General features: G+C 64.4%; 30 protein-coding genes and 1 tRNA gene. 23 read left to right on the top strand and 8 right to left on the bottom strand.

Annotated elements, in window-relative coordinates; translation table 11 throughout:
* Positions 1-141: 141 nt before the first annotated feature.
* The 5 genes from AB0L60_RS19505 to aceE form a co-directional block, all read right to left on the bottom strand.
* Positions 142-1,392, bottom strand: a complete 1,251-nt coding sequence (locus AB0L60_RS19505; protein WP_364615593.1) for a KasA/KasB family beta-ketoacyl-ACP synthase — start codon at positions 1,390-1,392, stop codon at positions 142-144.
* An 11-nt stretch (positions 1,393-1,403) separates the two neighbouring features.
* Complete coding sequence (acpM, locus tag AB0L60_RS19510) at positions 1,404-1,709, bottom strand: meromycolate extension acyl carrier protein AcpM (RefSeq protein ID WP_033086997.1); 306 nt, start codon at positions 1,707-1,709, stop codon at positions 1,404-1,406.
* Positions 1,710-1,808: 99 nt separating this feature from the next.
* Complete coding sequence (locus AB0L60_RS19515) at positions 1,809-2,723, bottom strand: ACP S-malonyltransferase (protein WP_364615598.1); 915 nt, start codon at positions 2,721-2,723, stop codon at positions 1,809-1,811.
* Positions 2,724-2,850: 127 nt separating this feature from the next.
* Positions 2,851-4,182, bottom strand: a complete 1,332-nt coding sequence (locus tag AB0L60_RS19520; RefSeq protein ID WP_364615601.1) for a helix-turn-helix domain-containing protein — start codon at positions 4,180-4,182, stop codon at positions 2,851-2,853.
* A gap of 15 nt (positions 4,183-4,197) precedes the next feature.
* Entirely contained in the window at positions 4,198-7,065 is a 2,868-nt protein-coding gene (gene aceE / locus AB0L60_RS19525; RefSeq protein WP_364615960.1) for a pyruvate dehydrogenase (acetyl-transferring), homodimeric type, read from the bottom strand.
* Positions 7,066-7,308: 243 nt separating this feature from the next.
* Here aceE and AB0L60_RS19530 point away from each other — a divergent pair, with 243 nt between their 5' ends.
* From AB0L60_RS19530 to AB0L60_RS19550, 5 genes are all read left to right on the top strand, one after another.
* Positions 7,309-7,866: a hypothetical protein gene (locus tag AB0L60_RS19530; protein WP_364615604.1), complete on the top strand. Its 558-nt coding sequence runs from the start codon at positions 7,309-7,311 to the stop codon at positions 7,864-7,866.
* 160 nt (positions 7,867-8,026) lie between these two features.
* The gene (locus AB0L60_RS19535) at positions 8,027-8,449 is read left to right on the top strand and encodes a DUF3052 domain-containing protein (RefSeq protein ID WP_354838512.1); all 423 of its coding nucleotides are present in this window, start codon (positions 8,027-8,029) and stop codon (positions 8,447-8,449) included.
* 108 nt (positions 8,450-8,557) lie between these two features.
* A complete protein-coding gene (locus AB0L60_RS19540) occupies positions 8,558-9,022 on the top strand; it encodes a peroxiredoxin (RefSeq protein WP_354838203.1) in 465 nt (154 codons plus the stop codon).
* A 63-nt stretch (positions 9,023-9,085) separates the two neighbouring features.
* Positions 9,086-9,157 (top strand) — tRNA-Val (locus AB0L60_RS19545).
* A gap of 224 nt (positions 9,158-9,381) precedes the next feature.
* Entirely contained in the window at positions 9,382-10,065 is a 684-nt protein-coding gene (locus AB0L60_RS19550; protein WP_364615608.1) for a hypothetical protein, read from the top strand.
* Here the strand turns inward: AB0L60_RS19550 and AB0L60_RS19555 are convergent.
* Complete coding sequence (locus AB0L60_RS19555) at positions 10,058-11,161, bottom strand: tyrosine-type recombinase/integrase (protein ID WP_364615611.1); 1,104 nt, start codon at positions 11,159-11,161, stop codon at positions 10,058-10,060. The two genes, AB0L60_RS19550 and AB0L60_RS19555, sit on opposite strands and share 8 nt — an antisense overlap.
* A gap of 169 nt (positions 11,162-11,330) precedes the next feature.
* Between AB0L60_RS19555 and AB0L60_RS19560 the strand changes: the two genes are divergently transcribed.
* Positions 11,331-12,629: a hypothetical protein gene (locus AB0L60_RS19560; RefSeq protein ID WP_364615614.1), complete on the top strand. Its 1,299-nt coding sequence runs from the start codon at positions 11,331-11,333 to the stop codon at positions 12,627-12,629.
* Here the strand turns inward: AB0L60_RS19560 and AB0L60_RS19565 are convergent.
* The gene (locus AB0L60_RS19565; RefSeq protein WP_364615617.1) at positions 12,622-13,224 is read right to left on the bottom strand and encodes a 2'-5' RNA ligase family protein; all 603 of its coding nucleotides are present in this window, start codon (positions 13,222-13,224) and stop codon (positions 12,622-12,624) included. The genes AB0L60_RS19560 and AB0L60_RS19565 overlap by 8 nt on opposite strands.
* 265 nt (positions 13,225-13,489) lie before the next feature.
* Here AB0L60_RS19565 and AB0L60_RS19570 point away from each other — a divergent pair, with 265 nt between their 5' ends.
* From AB0L60_RS19570 to AB0L60_RS19650, 17 genes are all read left to right on the top strand, one after another.
* The gene (locus AB0L60_RS19570) at positions 13,490-13,717 is read left to right on the top strand and encodes a helix-turn-helix domain-containing protein (RefSeq protein ID WP_364615620.1); all 228 of its coding nucleotides are present in this window, start codon (positions 13,490-13,492) and stop codon (positions 13,715-13,717) included.
* A complete protein-coding gene (locus AB0L60_RS19575) occupies positions 13,717-13,881 on the top strand; it encodes a hypothetical protein (protein WP_364615623.1) in 165 nt (54 codons plus the stop codon). The genes AB0L60_RS19570 and AB0L60_RS19575 overlap by 1 nt, the downstream gene beginning before the upstream one ends.
* The gene (locus AB0L60_RS19580) at positions 13,878-14,120 is read left to right on the top strand and encodes a hypothetical protein (protein ID WP_364615626.1); all 243 of its coding nucleotides are present in this window, start codon (positions 13,878-13,880) and stop codon (positions 14,118-14,120) included. The genes AB0L60_RS19575 and AB0L60_RS19580 overlap by 4 nt, the downstream gene beginning before the upstream one ends.
* Before the next feature lie 17 nt (positions 14,121-14,137).
* Positions 14,138-14,875 (top strand): hypothetical protein, encoded by a 738-nt coding sequence (locus tag AB0L60_RS19585; protein WP_364615629.1) that lies wholly within the window; start codon positions 14,138-14,140, stop codon positions 14,873-14,875.
* Positions 14,872-16,953, top strand: a complete 2,082-nt coding sequence (locus AB0L60_RS19590; RefSeq protein ID WP_364615632.1) for a hypothetical protein — start codon at positions 14,872-14,874, stop codon at positions 16,951-16,953. Before AB0L60_RS19585 ends, AB0L60_RS19590 begins: the two co-directional genes overlap by 4 nt.
* Positions 16,950-17,126 carry a hypothetical protein gene (locus AB0L60_RS19595; protein WP_364615635.1) on the top strand — a complete coding sequence of 59 codons (177 nt, stop codon included), beginning with the start codon at positions 16,950-16,952 and terminating at the stop codon, positions 17,124-17,126. Before AB0L60_RS19590 ends, AB0L60_RS19595 begins: the two co-directional genes overlap by 4 nt.
* Positions 17,123-18,016 carry a helix-turn-helix domain-containing protein gene (locus AB0L60_RS19600; protein ID WP_364615638.1) on the top strand — a complete coding sequence of 298 codons (894 nt, stop codon included), beginning with the start codon at positions 17,123-17,125 and terminating at the stop codon, positions 18,014-18,016. The genes AB0L60_RS19595 and AB0L60_RS19600 overlap by 4 nt, the downstream gene beginning before the upstream one ends.
* A complete protein-coding gene (locus AB0L60_RS19605) occupies positions 18,013-18,468 on the top strand; it encodes a hypothetical protein (RefSeq protein ID WP_364615641.1) in 456 nt (151 codons plus the stop codon). Before AB0L60_RS19600 ends, AB0L60_RS19605 begins: the two co-directional genes overlap by 4 nt.
* A 27-nt stretch (positions 18,469-18,495) precedes the next feature.
* The gene (locus AB0L60_RS19610) at positions 18,496-18,882 is read left to right on the top strand and encodes a hypothetical protein (RefSeq protein WP_364615644.1); all 387 of its coding nucleotides are present in this window, start codon (positions 18,496-18,498) and stop codon (positions 18,880-18,882) included.
* Positions 18,872-19,786 (top strand): hypothetical protein, encoded by a 915-nt coding sequence (locus AB0L60_RS19615; protein WP_364615647.1) that lies wholly within the window; start codon positions 18,872-18,874, stop codon positions 19,784-19,786. Before AB0L60_RS19610 ends, AB0L60_RS19615 begins: the two co-directional genes overlap by 11 nt.
* A gap of 272 nt (positions 19,787-20,058) precedes the next feature.
* Positions 20,059-20,526 (top strand): single-stranded DNA-binding protein, encoded by a 468-nt coding sequence (ssb, locus tag AB0L60_RS19620; RefSeq protein WP_364615650.1) that lies wholly within the window; start codon positions 20,059-20,061, stop codon positions 20,524-20,526.
* Between the two features lie 2 nt (positions 20,527-20,528).
* Complete coding sequence (locus tag AB0L60_RS19625; protein ID WP_364615653.1) at positions 20,529-20,870, top strand: hypothetical protein; 342 nt, start codon at positions 20,529-20,531, stop codon at positions 20,868-20,870.
* Between the two features lie 58 nt (positions 20,871-20,928).
* Positions 20,929-21,531, top strand: a complete 603-nt coding sequence (locus AB0L60_RS19630) for a hypothetical protein (RefSeq protein ID WP_364615656.1) — start codon at positions 20,929-20,931, stop codon at positions 21,529-21,531.
* Complete coding sequence (locus AB0L60_RS19635) at positions 21,495-21,929, top strand: hypothetical protein (RefSeq protein WP_364615659.1); 435 nt, start codon at positions 21,495-21,497, stop codon at positions 21,927-21,929. Before AB0L60_RS19630 ends, AB0L60_RS19635 begins: the two co-directional genes overlap by 37 nt.
* Entirely contained in the window at positions 21,929-22,318 is a 390-nt protein-coding gene (locus tag AB0L60_RS19640) for a hypothetical protein (RefSeq protein WP_364615662.1), read from the top strand. Before AB0L60_RS19635 ends, AB0L60_RS19640 begins: the two co-directional genes overlap by 1 nt.
* The gene (locus AB0L60_RS19645) at positions 22,315-22,491 is read left to right on the top strand and encodes a hypothetical protein (protein WP_364615665.1); all 177 of its coding nucleotides are present in this window, start codon (positions 22,315-22,317) and stop codon (positions 22,489-22,491) included. Before AB0L60_RS19640 ends, AB0L60_RS19645 begins: the two co-directional genes overlap by 4 nt.
* Positions 22,492-22,654: 163 nt before the next feature.
* The gene (locus AB0L60_RS19650) at positions 22,655-22,861 is read left to right on the top strand and encodes a hypothetical protein (RefSeq protein WP_364615668.1); all 207 of its coding nucleotides are present in this window, start codon (positions 22,655-22,657) and stop codon (positions 22,859-22,861) included.
* 87 nt (positions 22,862-22,948) lie between these two features.
* On the opposite strand, the gene AB0L60_RS19655 is transcribed toward AB0L60_RS19650, so the two are convergent.
* Positions 22,949-23,623: a hypothetical protein gene (locus tag AB0L60_RS19655; protein ID WP_364615671.1), complete on the bottom strand. Its 675-nt coding sequence runs from the start codon at positions 23,621-23,623 to the stop codon at positions 22,949-22,951.
* Positions 23,624-24,071: the final 448 nt, after the last annotated feature.

Genomic DNA, 24,071 nt, shown 5'->3' on the forward strand with positions numbered 1-24,071 from the left:
GCTGAGAGCGGCTGCGAATGTCTAAGTCCCGGGGGGATTTTCGGGTGCGGGATCGTCCATCCGAAAATCCCCGCCGGGACCGCTTGTCTTACTGACCGGTAAAGCTGAGCCGGATTTCCGGTTTACCGGGATGAATCCGTGTCAGTACCGGCCGAAGGCGAGCGCGACATTGTGCCCACCGAAACCGAAGGAGTTGTTGATCGCGTACTGGATGTCCTGCTGGCGCGCCGCGCCATGCACGACATCCAGGTCGATCGCCGGATCCTGGTTCTCGAGGTTCAGCGTCGGGGGGACGATGCCGTCCCGGATGCTGAGCACCGTGAGTACCGACTCGAGGGCGCCGACGGCACCGATCGAGTGGCCCAGGGCCGACTTGGGTGCGTAGACCGAGGCATGCTTGACGCCGGCCTTGTGAATCGCGTTGGCCTCCGCGGTGTCACCGACGGGGGTGGCAGTCGCGTGGGCGTTGATGTGGGTGATGTCCTGGGGGGACAACCCGGCGGTCTGCATCGCGCGCTGCATGGCGCGAGCCGCACCAGTGCCCTCCGGATCGGGGGCCACCAGGTGGAACCCGTCGGAGGTGATACCCGCGCCCATGAGCCGGGCGTGGATGGTGGCGCCACGAGCCTTGGCGTGCTCCTCGGTCTCGATGACCATGAGCGCGCCCGCTTCGCCGAAGACGAAGCCGTCGCGATCCTTGTCGAAGGGGCGCGAGGCCGCCTTCGGGTCGTCGTTGCGGGTCGACATGGCCCGCATCATGGAGAACGCGGCGATTGGCACCGAGTCGATGAAGCCCTCGACGCCGCCGGTGACGACCATGTCGGCGTCACCCATGACGATCATTCGCCACGCGTTGGCGATGGCCTCCGAACCCGACGAGCATGCCGAGACCGGAGTGACCACTCCCGCCCGGGCCTTGAGCTCGAGACCGACCACGGCGGACGGGCCGTTCGGCATGACCATCTGAACAGCGAGCGGCGAAATCTTGCGATAGCCGCCGTTCTTCAGCTTGTCCACCGAATCGATCAGCGCGTCGCCGCCGCCGAGACCGGTGCCGATGGCCACGGCGAGCCGCAGCGGGTCGACCTCGGGAGAGCCGGCGTTCTTCCACACCTCGCGACCGAGCACGGTCGCCAGTCGCTCGACGTACGCCATGCGACGGATCTCGACCCGATCGAGCAGCGTGTCCGGCGACACCTTCAGGTGGCCGCCAATTCGAACTGGAAGGTCGTACTCCGCAATGAAGTCGTCCTCGAGAGTGTCGATGCCGCTCTCGCCATTGAGGAGGCCCTTCCACGTCGCATCGACGTCACCGGCGATCGACGTGGTCGCCGCCATGCTCGTTACGACGACGTTGGGAAAGTTCCCGTTCAAGGTGGAAGGAGTGGTCACGGTGTCGGTTCCTACTCGCCCTCGGCGCCGAACTTGGCCTTCAGCTCAGCGGCCGCGTCGGAGTTCTCGGCCTCGAGCTTCTGGATGTACGCCACCGCGTCGCCAACGGTCTTCAGGCTCGCCAGGTCCTCGTCGGGGATCTTGACGCCGTACTTGTCCTCGGTCTGGACGGCGATCTCGACCATCGACAGCGAGTCGATGTCCAGGTCGTCGACGAAGGACTTCTCGATGGTCACCTCGGAGGGCTCGATACCGGTCACCTCTTCGATGATCTTCCCGAGCTCTTCGACGATCTGTTCCTGGGTCAGAGCGGCCACTGTGGTGGCTCCCTTCTTATTTCTTGTAGAGGGTGGATTTTCAATTGTTTGCGACCCGGTTGCTCCATCGCCGTTGATAGGAGCGGGCCGCGAGCCAAGCTAGCTTGCCGCGGTGAGTTCGGCGAGCGCGGGGAGGTCCGCGGGTGTCTTCAGCGCCAGATTCGGGGTGCCCTTGAGCTCCCGCTTGGCGATGCCGACCAGGGTGCCCGCCGGCGGCAACTCTGCCACCGCGGAAACCCCTGCCGCACGGATCGTTTCAGTGCACAGGTCCCAGCGCACGGGGCGTGTGACCTGGGCAGCGAGCTTGTCGACCGCGTCCTGGCCGGAGCTGACCGGTTGCCCGTCGAAGTTCGACAGCAGGGTCCAGACCGGCGCGCTGGGCGCGATCTTGGCGATGGCCTCCGCGACCGCGTCCTGGGCGGGAGCCATGAACGCGGTGTGGAAGGCGCCAGCGACCGGAAGTGCACGGACGCGGGCCTTTTCGGGCGGGTTCGCGGCAAGGGCTTCGAGCGCCTCGAGCTTACCCGCGGCCACGATCTGACCAACCGCATTGCGATTGGCCGGAATCAGACCGAGATCATCGAGACGAGCGAGCACCTCCGCTTCGTCACCACCGAGCACCGCGGACATACCGGTCGGCTCGAGTGCGCAAGCTTTGGCCATTTCCGCTCCGCGGATGGCGGCCAGGACCACCGCGTCATCGGCGGAGATGACTCCGGCGACGGCAGCGGCGGCGAATTCGCCGACCGAGTGTCCGGCGACGACTGTATCCGCGGGAAGCGAATCCTGCGGGATTTCCGCGAAAGCCATGAGGGCAGCCGCGACGACGAGCGGCTGGGTGACGGCCGTGTCGACGATTTCATCGGCGGTCGCAGTCGTGCCCAACCGCAGCAGGTCCAGCCCCGAGGCCTTCGACCACAGCGCGATGCGGTCCGCAGCGCCGGGAAGTTCGAGCCAAGGGGTGAGCATGCCGGGAGTCTGAGAGCCCTGTCCAGGGGCGAGCAATGCGATCACGACTCAAGAAAACACTGTGAGGCCGCTCTCACGAGATGTCGGCGCGAATGAAGCTTGCTTGGCAGTTTTGTGAGGAGTCCACAAAAGACCACGTGGGCTGTGCGGATCGCCCGATGCCCGAATCTCGTTACACCCCATCCTTAGGATCTGTGACGGGAGTCATATCGGTGGCAGGAGTGGGTGATTCGTTACGAGTTCGTGTCAGCCGACCTACTGTGGCCGCGATACGTAACACATAGGCATCACGCGGGTTCATCGGATCCCGGCCCGTGATGTCGGCGATTCGCTTGAGCCGATAGCGCACCGTATTTGGATGAACGAACAGCTGGCGGGCGCAGGTCTCGACGGCTCCACCGCAATCCAGATACGCGTCCAGCGTGTCCGATAGATCGGCGCTGGCGGCGGCCAACGGTAGCACGAGGTGCTCGTTCAGGGCGTCTATGGCCGCGCGGTCGCCGAGCAGGGCGCGTTCGGGCAGGAGTTCGGAGGCGTGCACCGGGCGTGGCGCACCCCGCCAGCCCACCACGGCCTCCATGCCGGCCATCGCCTCCACCGAGCTGACGTGCGCGGCGGACAGCGCCCGCATGGTCGGGCCGATCACCACCGGACCCTCGGAGAAGGCCTCGGCGAGCAGATCCGCCAGGAACTGCGACGGATACATCGGATCGCCGAGATGTCCGCTGACTACCATCACCAGCCGCGAACCCTGCACCACGGCGAGCGCGTTGCGGCCGTGCCGGCCGGCCACACTATGTACGGAACTGACAACAGCCACCTGATCCTTGGGGGGAGTGCCCACAAGGACCGTCGCGGGGGCGGTCGCGTCCCAATTGAGAGTGGCCGCACGGGAGAGCATCTCGGGGCCGGTGTCGCCGCGCACCACGGCATCGACGACCAGGGCCTCCAATCGGGTGTCCCACGCGCCGCGCGACTCCGCGGCCGAGGCGTACACCGAGGCGGCGGCGAAGCCCAGCTCCCGCCCGTACCGCAGCACCGCCTCGGTGAGCGCCACCAGCTGACGGTCGTTGCGCGCCAGGGCCGGCAGCCACTGCTCGAAGAACTCCATGGCCACCCGGACCATGTCGACGGTCTGGCGCAGCGTCAGCCGCCGCGCCAGATCGTCCGGAATCACTTGGAAGGCATCGAGACTGAAGCGGATATCCGACTCCGGGTCCTGCAGCCACTCCAGGAAGTTCACCACCGCTGTCTGCACCAGCATCTGGACGCCGGCCCGCTGGGCGGCGTCCAGATTGGCGAAGAACGGCAACCGATCCTGCATCGAGGCCACGGCCTCGGTGGACAGGCGACCGGAGAACTGCTTGACCCGTTTCAGGAGGGTGTCCGGAAGCGGGTCGCGCGTCTGCCGATTCGGGGAGAGCGCGCCGGTCGGGAGATAGACCTCATGGGAGGAGGTGCCGTCTTCGTTGATCCGGCGCGGTCTCGGCGGTTTACGTTCCACGGTATTTATGTTCGGTTATGCGTCGCCGCCTTCGGTACCGGGTGCCGCCTTCGGCGCGGCGTTCACGTCGTCGATGGCGTAGCGGCGTGCCGCCTCGGCCACCGTGGCGGGTGAAATCCGGCCCTGAGCAGCGAGACCCTGCAGCGCGGCGACCACGATGGACGCGGCATCCACATTGAAGACGCGGCGTGCGGCCGGGCGGGTGTCGGAGAAACCGAAACCATCCGTACCGAGGGTGATGTATTCGGCAGGCACCCACTGGCGGATCTGGTCGGGCACCGCGCGCATCCAGTCGGAGGCGGCGACGACCGGGCCCTGCGCCTTGGACAGCACCTCGGTGATGTAGGGCAGGCCCGGATCCTGGTCGGGGTGACGGAGTTTGGCGATCTCCTTCGCGAGGGCCTCCTTGCGGAGCTCACCCCACGAGGTCACCGAATAGACATCGGCCTGCACACCCCACTCCTGGGCCAGCATCTCCTGTGCGCGCATGCCGTCGGGCATGGTGACGCCCGCGACCAGGATGTTGGCGCGCAGGTCGCCGGCGCCGCCGGGCCGGTACAGGTAGATGCCCTTGAGCAGGCCCGCCACGTCCAGGTTCTCCGGCTCGGCCGGCTGGACGTAGGGCTCGTTGTAGAGGGTGATGTAGTAGAAGATGTCCTCGCCGCCGAATTCGTGGTGCACCGAACGCGATTCGGGATCGGTGCCGGGCAGCGCCTCCTGGTAGCCCTGGGCCGGGCCGCCACCGTACATGCGGCGCATGCCGTCGCGCACGATGTGGGCGATCTCGAAGGAGAAGGCCGGATCGTAGGCGACACAGGCCGGATTGGTGGACGCCAGCAGTAGCGAGTGACCGTCGTTGTGCTGCAGGCCCTCACCGGTGAGCGTTGTTCGCCCGGCGGTAGCTCCGAGCACGAAGCCGCGCGCCATCTGATCCGCCGCCGCCCACAGGCCGTCACCCGTGCGCTGGAAGCCGAACATCGAATAGAAGATGTAGAGCGGGATCATCGGCTCGCCGTGGGTGGCGTAGGAGGTGCCGACCGCGGTGAAGCTCGCGGTGGAACCGGCCTCGTTGATGCCCTCGTGCAGGATCTGGCCGACGCTCGACTCTTTGTAGGCAAGCATCAAATCCGCGTCGACCGATGTGTACAACTGGCCGTTGCGGTTGTAGATCTTCAACGAGGGGAACCACGAGTCCATGCCGAAGGTGCGGGCCTCGTCGGGGATGATCGGGACGATGCGCTTGCCGATCTCCTTGTCGCGCAACAGCTCTTTCATCAGCCGCACGAACGCCATGGTGGTGGCCACCGACTGCTTGCCCGAACCCTTGCGGACCGAACGGTAGGCCTCGTCGCCGGGCAGTTGCAGCGGCTTTGCCAGCGTGCGGCGCTCGGGGACGAAACCGCCCAGCTGCTTGCGGCGATCCATCATGTACTGGATCTCGGGCGCGTCCTGGCCGGGGTGGTAGTACGGCGGCAGGTAAGGGTTGGCCTCGAGCTCGGCGTCGGTGATCGGAATGCGCTGCACGTCGCGGAACGCCTTCAGATCGTCGAGGGTCATCTTCTTCATCTGGTGCGTGGCATTGCGGGCCTCGAAGTGCTTGCCCAGGCCGTAGCCCTTGATGGTCTTGGCCAGGATGACCGTCGGCTGACCCTGGTGCGCCATGGCCGCGGCGTAGGCGGCGTAGATCTTGCGGTAGTCGTGGCCACCGCGCTTGAGGTTCCAGACCTCGGCGTCCGACAGGCCCTTGACCAGTTCCTTGGTGCGCGGGTCGCGGCCGAAGAAGTGCTCGCGCACGTAGGCGCCGTCATTGGCCTTGTAGGTCTGGTAGTCGCCGTCGGGCGTGCTGTTCATCAGGTTCACCAGCGCGCCGTCGCGGTCGGCCTGCAGCAGGGCGTCCCACTCCCGGCCCCAGACCACCTTGATGACATTCCAGCCGGCGCCGCGGAAGAACGACTCCAGCTCCTGAATGATCTTGCCGTTGCCGCGAACCGGCCCGTCGAGGCGCTGCAGGTTGCAGTTGATGACGAAGGTCAGGTTGTCCAGGCCCTCGTTGGCGGCCACCTGGATCAGGCCGCGCGACTCCGGCTCGTCCATCTCGCCGTCGCCGAGGAACGCCCAGACGTGCTGGTCCGAGGTGTCCTTGAGGCCGCGGTCGTGCAGGTAGTGGTTGAAGCGGGCCTGGTAGATGGCGTTCATCGGGCCCAGACCCATTGACACCGTGGGGAATTCCCAGAAGTCCGGCATCAGGCGCGGGTGCGGGTAGGACGACAGGCCGTGGCCCGGACCGCCGTGGCTGTACTCCTGGCGGAAGCCGTCCATCTGGTCCGTGGTGAGGCGGCCTTCGAGGAAGGCGCGGGCATAGATGCCGGGGGAGGCGTGGCCCTGAATGAACACCTGGTCGCCGCCGCCCGCGTGGTCCTTGCCGCGGAAGAAGTGGTTGAAACCGACCTCGTAGAGCGCCGCCGAGGACGCGTAGGTCGAAATGTGGCCGCCCACACCGATTCCCGGCCGCTGGGCGCGGTGCACCATGACCGCGGCGTTCCAGCGGATGTAGGCGCGGAAGCGGCGCTCCACCTCCTCGTCGCCGGGGAACCACGGCTCGTTCTCGGTGGGGATGGTGTTGACGTAGTCGGTGGAGGTCAGCGCGGGGATGGCGACATGGCGCTCACCGGCGCGTTCGAGCAGGCGCAGCATGAGGTAGCGGGCACGGCCGGGGCCCTCGCGGGTGAGCATTTCGTCGAAGGAGTCGAGCCATTCACTGGTCTCCTCCGGGTCGATGTCCGGCAGGTATGACGCCACCCCCTCGCGAATCACTCGAACCCGGCCTCCCGCCGGGGATTTGCGTGTCGATCCATTGGTGGAATTCGACGAAGTCGGGTGCATCAAGTCGGTCAAGACGTTTGCTCCTCGTACACATGGGGTGGGACATCTGGTGTGGCGTCAATACCCCGGATATCCGCTGGTGGGCGGCATACCCGTAACGACTGGTCTGGGGCGCATCTCACATCCTTGCCGATGATGCGGCCCAGGTCATCATGTCAGCCGGAAATCCAGTACGGTTGCGCAGGGAATCGCGCCGCTCGCGACGCCATCCAACACCGCCGGGCTGGATCGGGGAGGAACCAAGTGAAGCTGCTGAACCCGCGGGGGTTCGGACTGGTGTGCGCGTCCGCGGCGGTGGCGGGTGGATTGGTACTGGCCGGGTGCGCGAACACGGTCGAGGGTACTCCGACCGCCAATCAGGTTCAGGTGACGTCGTACAGGGCCGAGGCCGCGTCGTCCTCGGCTGCCGCCGCCTCCTCGAAGGCGGCCGCGGCGACTGCCAAGGCGACCGCCGACAACTGCGATCCGTTCCGCAAGATCACCGGGACCGCTGTCGATCGCTACAACGAGTTCGTCGACGCGCACGACGGGAACGCGGCCGACCAGATCGCCAAACGCGACACGGCGGCGTCCGCGCTCGAGGACGCCGCGAAGACCGTCGAGACTCAGGTGGGCGCGTCGGGCTCCGACTTGCAGGCGGATCTGGGGCAGAAGTTCACCGACTACGTGACCGCGGCGCGGTCACTGGCCGCGGAGGTGCGGAAGATGACGACCAGCTCGTCGGTGTCGCCGCTGAACGACGCGAGTCGCAAGGTCAACGATGCTCTGACCGCGGTCCGGAACGCCTGCCCGGCCAAGTGAATCGGGCCGTTCACGCGGTGTGAAACCGGGCTGTCCAAGGGATCTCAACGGTCTCACATACGACATTTAGGGTGCGATTTCGGCCGATCGGCTTGCGCTGGGCGCTTTTACCATGTTCGCTTGCAACTACCTATTGTCGGGAGTTGAGGAGGACACCACCGTGGTCGCCGCGGCGGACGCGCAGAACTACGCTCAGAAGCTTGGCATTTCACACGACATGGTGGTTCAGGAACTGGGCTGGGACGAAGATACCGACGACGCGCTTCGCGCCGAGATCGAGGAAGCCACCGGTTCCGAGCTGCTCGACGAAGACACCGATGAGGTGGTCGACGTCGTGCTGCTGTGGTGGCGTGAGGGTGACGGTGACCTGGTGGATGAGCTGCTGAACGTGATCACCCCGCTAGCCGACGACGGCGTCGTCTGGGTGCTCACCCCCAAGACCGGTCAACCCGGCCATGTCGATCCGAGCGAAATCGGCGAGTCGGCGACCCCCGCCGGCCTCACCGCGACCACCCCGGTCTCCCTGGGCACCTGGACGGGCACCAAACTCACCCAGCCCAAGACACCTTCCAAGCAGCGCTGAGGCCTCCACTAAGGTTTCAGGTAAGCCGAGTGACAACGGTGGATTCCGCGTGTCTCCACGCCGCGTCGCTCGGTGCTGCGCTCAGGACATGAGGATGGAGGGGAAGGTATGCCGCTCGAGGTCGGTTCGGTCGCACCGGACTTCACGCTGAAGGACCAGAACAATCAGGAAGTCACGCTGTCGAGCTTCCGCGGCGAGAAGAACGTCCTGATCGTCTTCTACCCCCTGGCCTTCACCGGTATCTGCCAGGGCGAACTCTGCAAGGTCCGGGACGAACTCCCCAAGTTCCAGAACGACAACGCCGAGATCCTCGCCATCTCCGTGGGCCCCCCGCCCACCCACAAGATCTGGGCAGCCGAACAGGGCTACACCTTCCCCCTCCTCTCCGACTTCTGGCCGCACGGCGCCGTAGCCCAGACCTACGGCGTCTTCAACGAGAAATCCGGCTACCCCAACCGCGGCACCTTCGTCGTCGACAAGGACGGCATCGTCCGCTTCGCCGAAATGAACGGCCCCGGCGAGCCCCGTGACCAGCACGCTTGGGAAAAAGCCCTCGCCACACTAGATTCATAATCCGTTGCCCACGGCCCCAGGGGTCAGACGGCACGTCCGATCCCGGCGCAAGTCGGGCATCCGGGGCGTATAGCTCAGCGGTAGAGCACTGGTTTTACACACCAGCGGTCGGGGGTTCGATCCCCTCTGCGCCCACTTCAGAAAACCCAGGTCAAGCCTGGTTTTCATGTATCAGCTGCGATCTTGGAAGCCGCTCGTGTTGGCAATCGTGTAGCAGCAATTGATAACCAAGTGCTAGCTGTCGCTGGTTGTCTCTTCCTAATCAGGCAACGCCCGCGCTCTGTATCCCATGATCCAGCCGGAACGATGTGCGAGACTATCGATCACAACCAGGCACTGGCTGGGAAGGGGCGGGGACCATGAACGTCGCCGCGGTTCTTGCGCCTGCGCTTGCGGTACCGGGTGCTGTCGTCGCATGGCGGGCGATACGAGACGATCTGTGGTCCGATCGTCGCCTGCTGCGACAGATAGAGCACCTTTCCAAGGTCGTCGAGGCGCTGGATGACGAATGTCCGCAGCAATTGATCGTGAAGCGCTCTCGCGCCCGGCGAGAGTTGGTGGCCCACCATACGATCCTCCCCGAGGACACGGATTCTCCAACGTTCTTGGGATTTTTTGCGTGTGCGGTAGTGCTGGTGGCGTTGCCGATCGTGTCTGCACAGCTGTGGCCATCGCTCTTGACCGAGATCATCGGCATCTGTGCGTATCCCGCGGCTATAGCGACAATCGCGATGGGAATCAATATGATCGGTCGACTCGACGGCCGTCGCTTGCTGTTCATCCGTCTCGGTGATCGTGACGATCTCCCTACGCTCCCGCCAATCTCGCCTTGGCCGCTACTGTCGTGGACGCCGGGAAGGCGCAGGATTAACCGTTGGGTCGATGAGGCGCTCGGGCCAGATATCGTCCCGCCCGAAGGGATCACTGCCGATCAGGTCGTGCACGTTGCTCGCAAGATCGACCAGTGGTATGCGGCCCGGTGGTCGCGCAGGCTTCAAAACTGGTTGCGAGACTTACTGATCCGCATGAACGCGCCTACGTAAGTGCCTGCCGGACCTGATCCCATTGGCTGTCACCGAGCTTGGCGTATCGCTGGGTAGTCCGAATCGAGGCGTGCCCAAGAAGTTCCTGCACCTGTTGGAGCGGGACGCGTGCACGCACTAGACGGCCGGCGTAGGTGTGGCGAAGGTCGTGTGGGCGTACCGAACCCAGCCGACGCTTGTCGTCATCGTCGCCGACCCAGGCGACCCGAGTCGCCGCTACGAACCGGTCCCTGAAATTGTCTTGATCGAAGGGGCGATTGTCGGTGTGTGCCAGTAGCAAGCCGCTCCGGACCGTCCGGCCATCATCGACGTACTTCACTGGCGCTGGTGTGCCGAGCCCCTTCTTCTTGATCTCCGCCGCCAGGATCTTGGTTAGCTGGTCTCCGATGGGGATTATGCGGCGCTCGTAGTCCTTTGGGGCCTTCATTCGCTTGGCGGCCTTGTCCCATGCCCATTCGATGCTGATCGTCTTGCGCTTGAGGTCGATGTGCTCCCGGTGGAGGCCCTGCGCTTCGCCCATCCGCATACCGGTACCGATCAGCACGTCCACGACGAGCTGATCGAACTCATCGAGAGGTTTCCGGAGGGCTTCGAACTCATCGTCTTCGAGGTATCGCTCCGGAGTAGGTCCAGGCTTGGGCAAACTGATGTCGTGACACGGGTTCACCGGGATGATTTCCGCCTTGAAGGCTGACCGCAGCGAGGCGCTCAGGAGGCGGTAACACTTCTCAACTGAAGTGGGAGCCATCGTTTTTCGAATTTCCGAAACCCACTCTTGGACGTCAGGCTGGGTGATGTCTTCGAGCAAGACCGTGCCCCACTTGGGCACCAGATGCTTATTGATCCGATGAGTGTCGATCTTCTGGGTGCCCTCGTCGACTACTCGACGTAGCGTCCACCGAGGAAGCCATTCGTTCCAGGTCATCTGCTCAGGTGGGTGATACTTGCGTTCACGGATCGCATCCTCAGCCGCAGTGGCCTTGCGCTCCGCGACTGACTTCTTGGCGAAAGTGCCTCGTACCCTGCGTGTTTTGCCCGCGGCGTCACGGTAGAGACCGCTGTATCGACCGCTCGGGAGCTTCTGAGCCCATCCCATGTCAGACCCGCCTTGGAAGATTCGATCACGTGTAGCAGGGCATCGACTGCTACACGACATTATGAACTTCGAAGCCACAAGATTGCTGAAAACGTCGGCGTGAGTGGACATTTGGGGTCGTATACTGACATGACGAACTATTCGTGGTGGGGATCGAGGTGTTCCATCCATGGCGCAAGTCGTGCAGCCCAATCGGAAGCTGATGGCTGTCATGGAGGAGGCCGGCATCAAGAATCACGGGCTCGCGAACAAGATGCAGGAGGCGAGTCTCCGCGACGGTGGCAAGCCGGTGAAGACCTCACACACGAACGTCGGCAAGTGGAGGGACGGTACGACCGGCCAGCCTGTAGCGCGCCAGTGTGCCGTGATGCTCAAGGTTCTGAGCGAGTTGGTAGGTCGGGACCTGAAGCCCGCAGACATTGGCTACCCGGACATCAAGCTGGATCAGAAGCCCACGCTGGCAATCGTGGAGTCATTCGAAGATCCACTCTTGATATCCGAAAGGCTTCAGAGGCTGGGGGAGATCGACGTCGATGATTCTGTCTTGGATATCGTGGACTTTGCGCTGGAAGACATTGTTGATCGCTACGAAGTTGAGGGTCCGCGAAAGCTCTCCCCGACAGTCATTTCGCTTCGCCGCAGGATAGATGAGCTTGCGCGGCAGAAGCAGCATCCGAAGCAACTTGAACGCCTGTACCGTCTGGCGGCCCAGCTATCGGGAATGCTGAGCTACATGGCCGTAAACAGAGGCCGGTTCCCTCATGCGCGGATGTACGCCAAAGAAGCGTTGTATGTGGCCAGCCTGATCGATGACCTTGAGCTACAGGCTTGGATCAAGGGGACCGAGAGCTTCTGTGCCTACTACATGGGCAAGTTCGGTATGGCTGTTGCCTTGGCTGAAGAAGGGCTGCGCTATGCACCCGAGAGCCCGCAGGCAATTCGACTGCTGTCCAATGGGTTAGCGCGCGCACTGGGCAAGGTCGGTGATCTCAATGGAGTTCATGCGGCGATCGACCGGGCGAACGCTCTCGCTGAGACGCTGGCGATTCCGGACGGGCTGACGCCAGCGCTCTCGTTCGAGCCCTACAGCCACGCACGGTTCGCTGCCAACGCAGCGACTGCGTATTTGTCGGCGGGTGACTATCAGAAGACTCTCGAATACGGGCATCAAGTGGAATCGCTAGTAGATGAGTCTGATTCGGTTTGGAGTCGATCTTTGGTCAGGCTGGATATTGCCACGGCCTTGGTGAAGTCATCCAGCCCGGATGTTGAGCAGGCGGTGTTCCTCGGCGCTGAAGCACTGACTTTCTCAGAAGAGCGGCCGATACGATCGGTGTGGCAGCGCGCGCATGAATTCGGAGCTGCCACACAGTCGTTCGACGCATCCGAGGTTCGGGACTACCAAACTGTACTTCGTGACTGGTCTGATCGGGTCAGGGAATTCTCGGCATCGGCGAAAGCTAGCTAGCCCCGAGTTCCAGGGTCGCGACATCATTCCAACGGTATGCCTGCGACTCGCGGCGAAGTCGAACGATCTTGATCGCTTCAACCTGCACTGTGGCGGTACTAAGGTCACGGATGGAGCTGATTTGTTTGATGATAGGTTCGGCATCTTGCCGCCGATTGCTGTACCCAATTCCAAGGTGCGGCCGGAAGTTCTCGGTGCTTGCGATGGGAATCGACGGGAATATCTGCTGTGTCGAGTCACGAATTACCTGGTGCAGGTTGAACAGTTCGGTCCATGGCGACACACTGAATCGGATAGCACCGCGGGAGCCTGCAAGCGGGCCGATCTCCAGTGTGAAGGACTTAACGTCGTTCAGCTTAGGCTTGGCGTTACCCGCCAGAGCTTGGATGTCGTCATCTTTGATTTCGTCCAGATCACCGATCCGCAGCATGGTGATGTGCAACCCGTCGAGCGGCGCAAAATCGATGCCGTCTAGCTTGAGCTCGTTGTTGCAGTGTCGCGCCAACTCGATCAGTTCTAGGTCGCGAAACGTCAAGTACCAGAAGTAGGTTTCATGATCGGCGGGCCAGTCGCGACGCCCCCAATGATCGATCATCTGCGGGACGTTTCGAAATGCTTCCCAATCGTTCTCGCAGATGGACCTGCGATCCGACAGGGAGGCTGGAAGCGTCGGGGGGAACGTCCCCGATCTTGCGTCTCTGATCATCGGTCCTGAGCTCTGTTCGTCCGCCACCACCACAGACTACTTGTGCCGTTGGGCCGAAATGTGCCCTTCGATGTGCCGTGTTTGCAGCCTTCGTTCGCGAGTTTCCTGATCTGGCAAGGCATTTCACGCCATGCCAGATCAAGGAGGCACATTCATGACACAGAGACGAACTCCGGACATGCGCGTCCCGAGCAGCCAGCTGATGAGCCTGCGGGACGCCGCAGCGTTCGCCCAGGTCGACATCAAGACGATCCGCCGCTGGATAGACGGCGGACACCTGACCGCTTATCGGATGGGGCCGCGACTACTGCGGGTAGAACGTAGCGAGCTGCTGGCGGTCGCGAAGCCAGTTGAGGCGAACTTCCCTGGTGGTGCGGTATGATGCGCACCTCGTTCTTGCTGATTGGGATCTTGCTGGCGATCGGGATCTTCGTGCCCCAGGTGGCCGTGCTGCTCCTGATCACGATCTTCTTGCTCGGTGTCGTGGGCGCCGTCTGGAGCTATCGGGTTCCGTTCGACCGTCGTCGCCGGGGTGGTCGGCGATGAACGACTACCTGATGTTCGACGATCGCGACCGTGCTCGGGTGGGTGTGCCGATGTCGCCGCTGGCGTTGGCGGTACTGGTGCTACTCGGTTTCGTGTTCGCAGCGGGTCTGTATCTGGGCGTGCTGCTGTTCGGTACTCGCGAGAGCCTGCCGACCACTGTGGTGACGTGTCCTGCGCCGGGGACACAGCAGGTGGCTGTGTGGCCGAAGGGCTGCCCGCGTGAGGCGGTGACGCCATGAGCAAGCCGGAGATTCGGTTGCAGCCGTGGGAGACCCGGCTCGAGGAATTCATCGCACAGCAGTATGGGCTGTCGTTCGACACCCTGACCAAGGCGATTGGTAAGGGGCCGCGGGCGGCCAGCAAGCTGGCGCAGCGGTTGAAGAAGACTGGGCGTGCGGAAGTGGCTCGGGTGGACTGCGGGTCCCCGGGGCCGTGGCGTAACTCAGCGAACTTCGATGACCCGGGCGAGGTTCCGCACGGTCCGCTGTGGATCTTTTCCGAACGTCCGATCGCCTGGGGCTACCTGGAATTCGATCCAGGGGAGTGGCGGCCGAAAGCATCAACGACGGCGCATCTGACCGCCGTGACGGAGTTGCGGCTGGCGCTCACCGGTCTGGACACCGACCCGCGGGTGTGGACCAGTGAGCGGCTGCTACGTCGGCGGCTCAAGTCCGAAACCGGGCGGGTCGAAGTTCACATCCATGACGCGTGGGTGCGGGACTTCACCGATGCGGACAAGGTGTGGGCGGTCGAGGTCGAGCTGTCGCGCAAGTTCGGCGAGGGGCGCCTGGCCCGGGCCTTGTCGGCGGCATTGGACGCTGCCGACCGCAGCGAGTTGGCCGGCGTCCTGTACTTCGTGCGCGGTGCCGGTCTGCGTCGCGCAGTCGAAGTTGCCGCGACCCGGCTCGCGCATCAGCGAGATGTCGATCATCTGCCGAATCTCGAAATTCATGACTTGGACATCACTTTGGCGCAGAAGGGGATGCGGTCATGAGCGAATGTGTCCCGTTGATCACCCCGCAGGACTGTGGCACTACGCTCGCCGCACCGCCCGCGCCGACCTCTGTCGCCCCGGTGCCCGTTCCGCCGTCGTCACCGCCGGAGGTCGTGGTGGGTTCGGTTGCCCCGCACACACCTTCGCCGGAGAAGTTCGAGAACTCCTCACTGCCGAACGGCTGGCATGCACCGGACTGGCACCTGCACATCTCCAGCGTGACCGATGTGTTGGCCTGGCTGGGCACGCTGCTGCTGGGGCTCGGGTTCCTGGTCGGGCTGGCGGTGGCCATGGTGTGGGTGGCGCACTGGCGGCGCTGGGATGCTCGGCAGGTCCGCAACTATGCGTTCGGTGCACTGGTGCTGCCGATCGGCGCGATGGGCATCGCGAACTCCTGGTTCGCGGCTCCTTCGTTGTGGTGGCAGGGCACACAGGTTTTCACGCGTTCGGGTCCCGGGTCCGGGGCATTGGTCGCGATGACCGCGGGGTGCCTGCCGCTCGCATGGGGTGCCGCGGCGGTGTACCGGTCGCGGTTCCTCTCGCGGCTGGGTACCGAAGGTGTGGACTCACCGTGGAAGACCCGGCGGCTGTTGCGCCGCCAGCAGCACGGGCAGGCCGACGCCGCACGCCGGGCCGCGAAGTACGGTGCGCCGCTGGCGACCGGCTGGCTCAAAAACCGGGTGGTGCTCGGGACGCTGTCGGAGAAGACCGATGCAACGCAGCCGACGACGATCACGCAGTTGGTGGCGAAGCGGTCGGCGAAGTTGGAGATCCCGATCGAGGGCCTGGGACACCAGTTCGTTCTCGGTAAGTCTCAAAAGGCAGGTAAGACCACTCTTCTGGTCCGTTACGGCACCGGCTTGTACGAGGCGTATTGGCGGCGGTATGTGCGGACCGGGGAGAAGCGCCCGTTGCTGATCTTCGTGGATTGCAAGGGCGGCAAGGCGGGTCTGGCGACCGGCCGCCAGGTGGTCAAGATCGCCCACAGGCAAGGGATTCTGCCGCAGCGGATCGCGTTGTGGCCCATCACGAACCGGTTCGACATGTGGGCAATGGACGAGGGCGACCAGACCGCCACCCTCGAAACGATGATCAATCCGGTGCAGGCCACCGACGCGGGCGCAGAGCACTTCAAACAGAACCGCATCCGGGTGGTGCAGCTGGCGGTGCAGGCCCCGGGCGGGAAACCGAAGAGTAGAGAGGACTTCCTGCAACGGCTGTCGCTGAAATGGCTCAAGGACGCCTGGGCTGGCCATGAGGCGATCTTGGCGGAGATCGATGATCTTCAGCAGAACAAGCCGCCCGCGATCGGGGACGTGGCGGGCAAGTTCCGCAACATCTTCAACGCGATCGGCGAAGGCTTCGACGGCGGCCGACCGTTGGATTCCTTCGACGTGGTGTATGCGACGGTGCCCGGGACCGTCCGCGGCGAGTACGCCCGCGCCCAGGTCGCCGCGATCACCACCCTGATCTCCCAGTTCGCGTGTGGTGAGCATGACCGGCAAATCATTTTGATCATTGACGAGATGTCGGCTGTGGCCGACAAGACCGGCGGCATCAACCAATTCACCATCGCCGAACGGCTTTTGGGGATGGGTGTTGTGGCAATCTTTGCCGCCCAGAACCAATACGGGCTCGGCCAAACCCCCGATGAGCGCCGCCGCCTGATGGAGTCCTGCCCGTCCGGTGGATTACTGATGGTGCAGGAGGGTCCGGGCAAGGTGTCGGAGGTGTTCGGGACGCGCCCGGTCACCGAGAATTCCCGCCACTCCAAGGGTGGCAAGGTCGGCGACGAAGGGACCCTGGGCAACCGGGAAACCTTCTTCATCGACCCGAACCGGCTCGCCGAATTCGGCTGCGGAGACGTGGTGTGGGTGCACGCCCTCAAAGCCCAATGGGGCCATGTGGTCCCGGTCGAGCTGGACGAGATCACTCCGTTGCCCGCGGACCCGCACCCGGAGCGTTGGGCCACGAACACGAAGCCGCGAGTCTCTCTGCGGGCGGTGCGGGATCTGGATTCCGGGCGTGCCCGCCGTGCCGATTTCGGTATCGACGGCGAGGGCGGTGAGGTCGCATGACCGACTACCTGCGCCCCATGGCCGCCTACGTCGCCACCCAGACTGGCCATCGCCACCCCGGTGATGGCCACCCCGGACAGGCCACGCCCGACCGTGTGACCGCCCCGGACAACCGAGCGGACACCACCGAGGACACCCCGGACAGCGAGGCGGACACGGGGTGGACACGATGACCAAACGCACCGACAAACCGCGCGGTCACCGGGTCGCGCAGGCCGGGTTCGTGTTCGGGTCGCTGACCTCGGTGGCCACCAATGTCCTGCACACCTATCTGCCGACCGTCCACATGCCCTCCGGGTTGGCGTTGGTGATCGCGGCCCGCATCGGGTCCGCGGTCTGGCCGCTCGGGCTGCTGCTGAGCATCGAGGTACTGGCCCGGGTGGCATGGCGACGCGGCCGGGGTTGGGCGCTGGCGCGCTTCGGCGGGGCCGGGACTGTCGCGTTCGGGTCGGCGGTGATCTCGTACAGCCACGTCCGAGACGTGCTGCTGGCCTGGGGATATGGACATCCGGCCGCCGAGTTCGGGCCACTGACCCTCGACGGGCTGATGGTGGTGTGCGGGTTCGCGCTGCTGTCCCTCAACCCGTCCGAAGGCGACGCTCCGCAGATCCAGGCCCGAGTGAATGCGGCCGAGGTCCGGCCTGTTCGGGTGCTCTCGTCGAGTTCCCCTGCCGCACGCGAGATCCCCTTGACCGCGCAGATCGAGGCGATCGGGGAACCTGTCCGCCCAGCCCCCGCGAGCGTGGCCACGGTGTCCGGACAGGCGGCCAAGGGGGCGGACAGCACCGAGGACAGCGAGACGGACAGCCGTCGCCAGCGGGCGCGAGAGTTGCACGCCCAGAACTGGAGTCATGGCCGCATCGCCTCCGAACTCGGGGTCAGCAAGCGCACCGTCCGCCGCTACGTGTCCCCCGGGGCGGACACCGATCTGGCCACCGGTGGCCACGCGGACAGCAGCGAGGACACCGCAGTTCCGGCGGACACCGCAAGCCCACTGCCCGCGGAGTGGCTCAGCGGCATCGACACCAACCACCACGACAACCACGAAGGAGTTCTGGCATGAGCACCAACAACAACGGCAAGGGCATCGATTGGGACGGTGAGCTGCAAGCGCTCATGGAGTCCTCCGGCATCAAGCTCGCCGAACTGGTCCGCCCGAAATGGACTGCGCGAGCGCGCCGCCGAATTCTCGGAGCCCGCGCGTTCATGGCCGCCGTCGTAATCATGGGGCCGCTGATGTGGCTGACCGCGGCGTCGGGGGCACCGGAGGCGGCTGTGCTCCCGGTGCTGGTGTGGCTGGCGGGCTGGATCGGGTACGGCGCGTGGATCAGTCTGGGCCGCCCGGAGTGGAGCATCACCGCCCATACCGCCCGTGATCTCGGGACCGCCGGATTCCATGCCGCGTCGCGGTTCTACTTTGCCCATTCCCGTCCCCTGCGTGCCCGCTGGCGGGCTTGGCGGGCCGCACGCAATCGAGACCGTACCGAGGTCGCCTCGATGCCAACCATCGCCTGATTGACCACTGGAAAGGAGCCAATCACTATGTGCAGCAAATTCTTTGATCCGAACTTTCTCACCGAACTGTGGGCCATGAACGGCTACACCATGGCGGCGGAGTTCGCGGAAATGTTCGACGAACACACCCGTGGCCTCGCCGGGCAGTACTTTGCGGATGCCCGCGTGTTCGTGCTCAATCTGGCCTGCGCCGCCCCCGATACCAGCCCGCCGCGGTCGATGCCGGAATTGATCGAACGCATCGACCCGGACTGGTTGACGACCGCGTGGACCAGCGATCCACAGGTTGCCGCCGAGGTGGCAGTGCTGCAGTCGGCCAAGCCGCCGATCGTGACCGAGCTGGCCATGATGCTGCAGGGCCTGGCCGCCGACATGAACGCCGCCGGGACAGGAGCTGATTCCAATGTCCGGTAACGAAGTCGACGAGGCCGTCCGCAACTGGCCGCAGCTGGCGGCACTGATCTTCCAGCTGTTGCAGCGCATCCAGCGCGCCAGCGCCGATGGATCGATCCGCCTGTCCCGCACCGACTACAAGCAGTTCGTCACCGAGTTGCGCGACGCCCAGAACATGTTGAACCACGAGATCGCCACGACCCAGGCGTGGTATCAGGCCCGCACTGAGGACTACCAGCGTGAGTCGGCTGCCGCCAAGGCCCGCGCCGCGGCTGGCACTTCCCCGGAGGAGCAGGCCAAGGTGACCGCGTACGTGTCCGGGTTGCGCGCCAGCATCGAGCACACCATTCACGACACCGTGCTCACCCCCGAACAACGCGGCCAAGTCGTGCAGGCCCTCGACGCCGTCGACCGTGACCCAGCGAAGCCGGTAGCGCGCAACGTATTCGAACCCGTCACTGGTAACGCGGCGGTCCGCGCTCGGTATGCGGCAGCAGCCAGTGAGCAGAAGGTCGCCCAGCATCGGCAGCAACTCACTCAGATTGCGACCGCTGCCGCCCAGCCAGCGAATTCGGAGATCACCCAACTGCGGCACGAGAACACGCGCCGGTTCGATGATCTCGCCGGACGACTGGAAGCACTGGAAGAACGCATCAACGAACTGCTACCCCAGCAGACCGCGACCGCCGAGGCCACCAACGGCCACGGCCCGGCCCGCAACGACCACAAGGCCCGCCAGCACGCTCAACAGCACGCCGAAGCCCAGAACGGCAATGGCGCGATTCCGCGGGCCGAGACCGAAGCCGAGGCCAAGGCCGAAGCCGAACAAGGCCAGCACTCGACAGCAGGCGAGCCGTCCGCCGCGCAGAGCCAGCAGGCCAGCGCTCAGGCGGAATCGACCGCCCAGATGCAGGCCGAGGCATGACCGGGATTTTGTGCCCCCTGCCCATTGTGTGCTCATCGATGTGCCGTGTTCTGCGCGGTCAATAGCGAGTTTCCTTAAATGGCAAGGGCTTCCATTTATACCCGAAAAGGATGCCCCACAGATTTTTAACAACGAATCAGAAAGGAGGTAACTGCTACGACAGTTGAACGCCCGTGATGTCTGTGGCATCACAGCTATGAGGCTTGGACAACCTCACCGAGACCTAGGTCTCGGAAACCGAATTATTTCAACAACTTTCAGGAGTATCTGAAATGTCTGGAGAGACGACTCTCACCATCATCGGCAACCTGACCGCCGACCCGACCATCCGTTTCATGAACGATACGGGTGACGCGGTGGTCAACTTCACGGTCGCTTCCACCCCGCGGGTCTTCGACGCGAAGTCCAAGCAGTGGAAGGACGGTCCGGCGCTGTTCATGCGCTGCACCCAGTGGCGCGAGCCTGGTCAGAACGTCGCCGATTCCCTCATCAAGGGATCGCGCGTCGTGGTGGTCGGCAAGCTGCAACAGCGGGAGTACACCGACCGCGAAGGCATCAAGCGCCAGGTCATGGAGTTGGTGGCCGACGAGGTAGGGGTGTCGCTGAAATACGCAGTGGCCAAACCCGTCCGGACCAAGGCCCGTAGTAGTGGCCGACCGAATTCGAAGGCTGACAACAACTTCGGGGCCAGTGATGACCCGTGGGCCAGTTTCCAGCCGAATGAGGATGAGGTGGCCTGATCATGGCGTGCGTCTTGAGCCGGGCCGACGAGCCCCACGGCGGCGAGAAGAAGATGACGATCCACTGGCACGAACTCCCCACCCAGGTGTTCCTGGAGCTGGGCGAGGCCGAGCTTTCGATCGCCATTGTGTGGCAGCCCGATCCCGAGACCGGAGTACAGACGTACCTCAGTCTCCCCGAGGCTGCTGCGCTCGCCAGCGCGCTGGTTTCGGCGCTGGCGGACTGTGAGTCATTGCTCAGCGATGACGAGCAGGACTCGATGCCGGATCGGGTGGGTGATCCCCGTCCGAACGGTATCCCGCCGTACTTCGGTCCCGACGCGCGGCCACTGGAGGAGTTCTGATGAACACCCTCCTGTGCCGCAACGTCATTCACCACATCACTCGGAAAGGAATCTGATCATGGCGTACCTGCACACGGAAGCGAAAGCTGCTTCCAACGGCGAGTACGGACGCGGCGGAAGCGGGCAGGTCCACTTGCATTGGCACAACATGCCCGATGCGACGGTCGAGCTGCTGACGGCCGGAGATACCCGCGGTGACATCGAGATCCGCTGGCATCTGCGTCCCGATTGGGAAGGCATTCTCGCCGACCTCACCGTCGACGAGGCCCGCACCTTGCGGGACAACCTGACCGCGGCCATCGACAGGTTCACCGGCACCGTCCCCGGCGTCATCGACAACGAGGTCAGCGACGCGGTACCCGTCAACGTGGACGGCGCCGTGCTGACGCCGCGGGAGGAGTTGGTGCACTGCCGCCGGTGTGGTGGCCGGATCGTGTTGGTGTTCAACGGCATCGACTACTGGTGGACCCACGAACCGCATTCGGTCAACGATCACGAGCCCGTCCAGGGGCAAGCGATCGCGTGTGCACGATGCGGTGAGGAGATTGACCTGATCGACGACGGAGTCCAGGTCTGGTGGGTACATGCCATCGATCAGACACCGGGCCACGACGCCACCCCGAGTTGGACGCCGATCTCCTCGAACGAGGAGGTGGCGTGATGAACACCAGCCAGATGATTCAGCGGTCCGACCGGCTCGGGCGGCTGTTGATCGGGATGGAGCCGGGATCGAAGTTCCGGTTCACGTTCGTCTACTCGATGGGCGGGCAGTACCGGTCGGTGACGGCCGACCTGTCCCGGTCCGGCACCGCGGATCTGTTGGGGGCCATCGGCGATGCCCTCCAGGACGGGACTGCGGTGGCCGACGGTGAGCCCGTCGTCGCGGACGCGAAGGCCCATTCGGTCTGGGTGGCTGAGCTGATCAAGGAACGCGACGAGCTGAGAGACGAGTGCAAGGAACTGCTCGATCAGGTGCAGTGCCTGCAATGGGATCTCGGTGCGCTCCAGACCCAGCACGATCAGTGCCCGAAACCGCCGGCGAAAGCTAGGAGGCGGTAATGGACCCGAACGCGGCTCTCACCGAAATCCGGAACCTGATCAAGCAGTACAACGAGATCGGTGTGTGGGATGTCCACGACCTGCGGGACCTGATCGGCATTCTCATCGAACTCACCGACCACGTGTCCGGGCTGGATCAGTGGCTGTCCCAGGGCGGCTTTCTGCCCAAGGAATGGGAGTGGGCACGGACCCCGAGCACGGGCGCGACGGTGGCCGAGGCTCGGGTGATCGATTTATCGCAGCTGTCTGCGGTGATCGGGACCCAGCTGAAGTACCTGCGTGAACTCGGGGTGATCGTCGGTGACATCGATGTCGCGGACGAGATGATCGTGTCGGCGATCCAGGCCCGGTGGACGGTGTTCACCGACAGCCAGGAGGTGACGGCATGACCGTCGATCTCGAATGCTGCGGTACGCCAATGAGCCTCGTACCGGCTCGTTCGCAGGACGCGCCGTTCGAGTACCTCATGTACTGCTACGAGTGCGGTCACTACGAACCGTGGGATGTCGACGAAGACCCCACTGCCAGTAGTGACGGCAGGTTGCAGGAGGGCCGATCATGAGCGGTTCGGGATATCAGTGGTGTGGCTGCCGGGACTGCTTCGACATCGTCGTCGGACCGGGAACGGCACTGATCCTGTGCGAGCTCTGCAACGAGGCAGGGTGCGAGATTCAGGACGGCGAGTGCCAGCGAGAAGACGCCTACGAAGGTTGAGGTGTCCGATCATGGCCAAGGCCAGAAAACCGATGAGCCGCCGAACGGAGCTACGGCTCGGGCGGGAGATCCAGGAACAGTACGACCGGGGTGCCAGCTGGACCGCGATCGCCGTGGACTTCGACTTACCGAAGTACAAGGCGCAGCGACTGGCCAGAACCTACCGGGAAGACTGTGACCGGAAAGCCCACGAGAATCAGCTGACCTTGTTCAGCTGAACACTCCGGACAACAACTGAATATTGATCAAGCGGAGTCCGTGCCTGTTTCAGCCAGGCACGGGCTCCGCCCTTTTTCTATCAGACCTCACTGCGTGGTCAGCGCAGCCATCAGGTTGGAGACAGGCGTGGCCAGCGGTCCGAGCAGGTCCGGGGACACCAGAGGCATGGCTGCGATGGCAGTCCGCAACGAGGTGACCGCCGTGTCGGCTTCAGGACTGATCTCGGCGACGGTATCGGCGGCCTGTCGAATCGTGGTGCCGAGCCCATCATCGGAAACCGCGTCGTGCGGAACCGTATTCGCGGGTGCTGGATCCGGCACTGAGACCACCTCATCGATGAGTGCGGGGGCCGGGACATCGACGCCGTCGCCGAGTGCGCCGCCTGCCGTGCCACCGATTCCGGCCCCGGCCGCGGCACCGATTACCGCGGCGGTGCCGCCTTCAACCACGCTGCCGATCATGCAACCCACGGTGCCGCCGACCGCGGCACCGAGAACGGAGGCAGTGCCGGCGGTCGGAATGCCCGCGGCGACACCGCCGATCACTCCGCCGAGGACCATGCCTGTGGCGCAGCCTTTGAGGGCGAACAAGCCCCCGGCCACCGCGCCGGCGTAGGCGCCGATCCCGCCGCCGATCATGGTAGAGGCGGCACGGCGATCGGATTCCTCACGCGGGAAACCCATCTTGTCGTAGGTGGCGGCGATCTGCCACTCGGCGACATCCAGGTACGCCTGAGCCTTGTCTCGCAGCCGTATGTCCACCCAATCGGGTGTTTCCACAGTGGTTGTGCCCAGTCGCAGTGTGTGCGGATCCGCGGGAACCCTCAGGGAATCGGACGACGCCGGTTGTGGTTCCGCGCCCGGGTCGGAGGTGAGATCAGGCGATTGCGGCTCAGACAGGGTGTTAGCTTGAGGTGCGGTCTGCTGCCGTGGCCGAGGACGCGATGTGGGCGGGGATGGTGGATCGGGGATGTAGTCGGCCATGCTCGGCGCGGCTGGCGCCAACGGGGAGGTACTGAGTCCGGGTTGCCCGTCACCGGGGACAGCAAGCCCGGGCTGCCCAGGTTCGGCCGCGGCGACAGTATGCGCGGCTGCGAGAACGGCTGGTATGGCGGACAATACGATGACGTGTTTAGTGGCCATGTCGGAACCTCTAGTTGATCCGCTGATCATCAGCACGGTACCGAACTCGGCATTCGGGCGGCTGGCA

The sequence above is a fragment of the Nocardia sp. NPDC051981 genome (genome assembly GCF_040680715.1).
Taxonomy (GTDB): domain Bacteria; phylum Actinomycetota; class Actinomycetes; order Mycobacteriales; family Mycobacteriaceae; genus Nocardia.

What these genes read in the sequence shown, in the direction of transcription:
- aceE (WP_364615960.1), bottom strand. Translation starts at nt 7,065, where the DNA reads ATGCACCCGACTTCGTCGAATTCCACCAATGGATCGACACGCAAATCC.
- AB0L60_RS19540 (WP_354838203.1), top strand. Translation starts at nt 8,558, where the DNA reads ATGCCGCTCGAGGTCGGTTCGGTCGCACCGGACTTCACGCTGAAGGAC.
- AB0L60_RS19550 (WP_364615608.1), top strand. Translation starts at nt 9,382, where the DNA reads ATGAACGTCGCCGCGGTTCTTGCGCCTGCGCTTGCGGTACCGGGTGCT.
- AB0L60_RS19555 (WP_364615611.1), bottom strand. Translation starts at nt 11,161, where the DNA reads ATGGGATGGGCTCAGAAGCTCCCGAGCGGTCGATACAGCGGTCTCTAC.
- AB0L60_RS19560 (WP_364615614.1), top strand. Translation starts at nt 11,331, where the DNA reads ATGGCGCAAGTCGTGCAGCCCAATCGGAAGCTGATGGCTGTCATGGAG.
- AB0L60_RS19565 (WP_364615617.1), bottom strand. Translation starts at nt 13,224, where the DNA reads ATGATCGATCATTGGGGGCGTCGCGACTGGCCCGCCGATCATGAAACC.
- AB0L60_RS19570 (WP_364615620.1), top strand. Translation starts at nt 13,490, where the DNA reads ATGACACAGAGACGAACTCCGGACATGCGCGTCCCGAGCAGCCAGCTG.
- AB0L60_RS19575 (WP_364615623.1), top strand. Translation starts at nt 13,717, where the DNA reads ATGCGCACCTCGTTCTTGCTGATTGGGATCTTGCTGGCGATCGGGATC.
- AB0L60_RS19580 (WP_364615626.1), top strand. Translation starts at nt 13,878, where the DNA reads ATGAACGACTACCTGATGTTCGACGATCGCGACCGTGCTCGGGTGGGT.
- AB0L60_RS19590 (WP_364615632.1), top strand. Translation starts at nt 14,872, where the DNA reads ATGAGCGAATGTGTCCCGTTGATCACCCCGCAGGACTGTGGCACTACG.
- AB0L60_RS19595 (WP_364615635.1), top strand. Translation starts at nt 16,950, where the DNA reads ATGACCGACTACCTGCGCCCCATGGCCGCCTACGTCGCCACCCAGACT.
- AB0L60_RS19600 (WP_364615638.1), top strand. Translation starts at nt 17,123, where the DNA reads ATGACCAAACGCACCGACAAACCGCGCGGTCACCGGGTCGCGCAGGCC.
- AB0L60_RS19605 (WP_364615641.1), top strand. Translation starts at nt 18,013, where the DNA reads ATGAGCACCAACAACAACGGCAAGGGCATCGATTGGGACGGTGAGCTG.
- AB0L60_RS19610 (WP_364615644.1), top strand. Translation starts at nt 18,496, where the DNA reads ATGTGCAGCAAATTCTTTGATCCGAACTTTCTCACCGAACTGTGGGCC.
- AB0L60_RS19615 (WP_364615647.1), top strand. Translation starts at nt 18,872, where the DNA reads ATGTCCGGTAACGAAGTCGACGAGGCCGTCCGCAACTGGCCGCAGCTG.
- ssb (WP_364615650.1), top strand. Translation starts at nt 20,059, where the DNA reads ATGTCTGGAGAGACGACTCTCACCATCATCGGCAACCTGACCGCCGAC.
- AB0L60_RS19625 (WP_364615653.1), top strand. Translation starts at nt 20,529, where the DNA reads ATGGCGTGCGTCTTGAGCCGGGCCGACGAGCCCCACGGCGGCGAGAAG.
- AB0L60_RS19630 (WP_364615656.1), top strand. Translation starts at nt 20,929, where the DNA reads ATGGCGTACCTGCACACGGAAGCGAAAGCTGCTTCCAACGGCGAGTAC.
- AB0L60_RS19640 (WP_364615662.1), top strand. Translation starts at nt 21,929, where the DNA reads ATGGACCCGAACGCGGCTCTCACCGAAATCCGGAACCTGATCAAGCAG.
- AB0L60_RS19645 (WP_364615665.1), top strand. Translation starts at nt 22,315, where the DNA reads ATGACCGTCGATCTCGAATGCTGCGGTACGCCAATGAGCCTCGTACCG.
- AB0L60_RS19650 (WP_364615668.1), top strand. Translation starts at nt 22,655, where the DNA reads ATGGCCAAGGCCAGAAAACCGATGAGCCGCCGAACGGAGCTACGGCTC.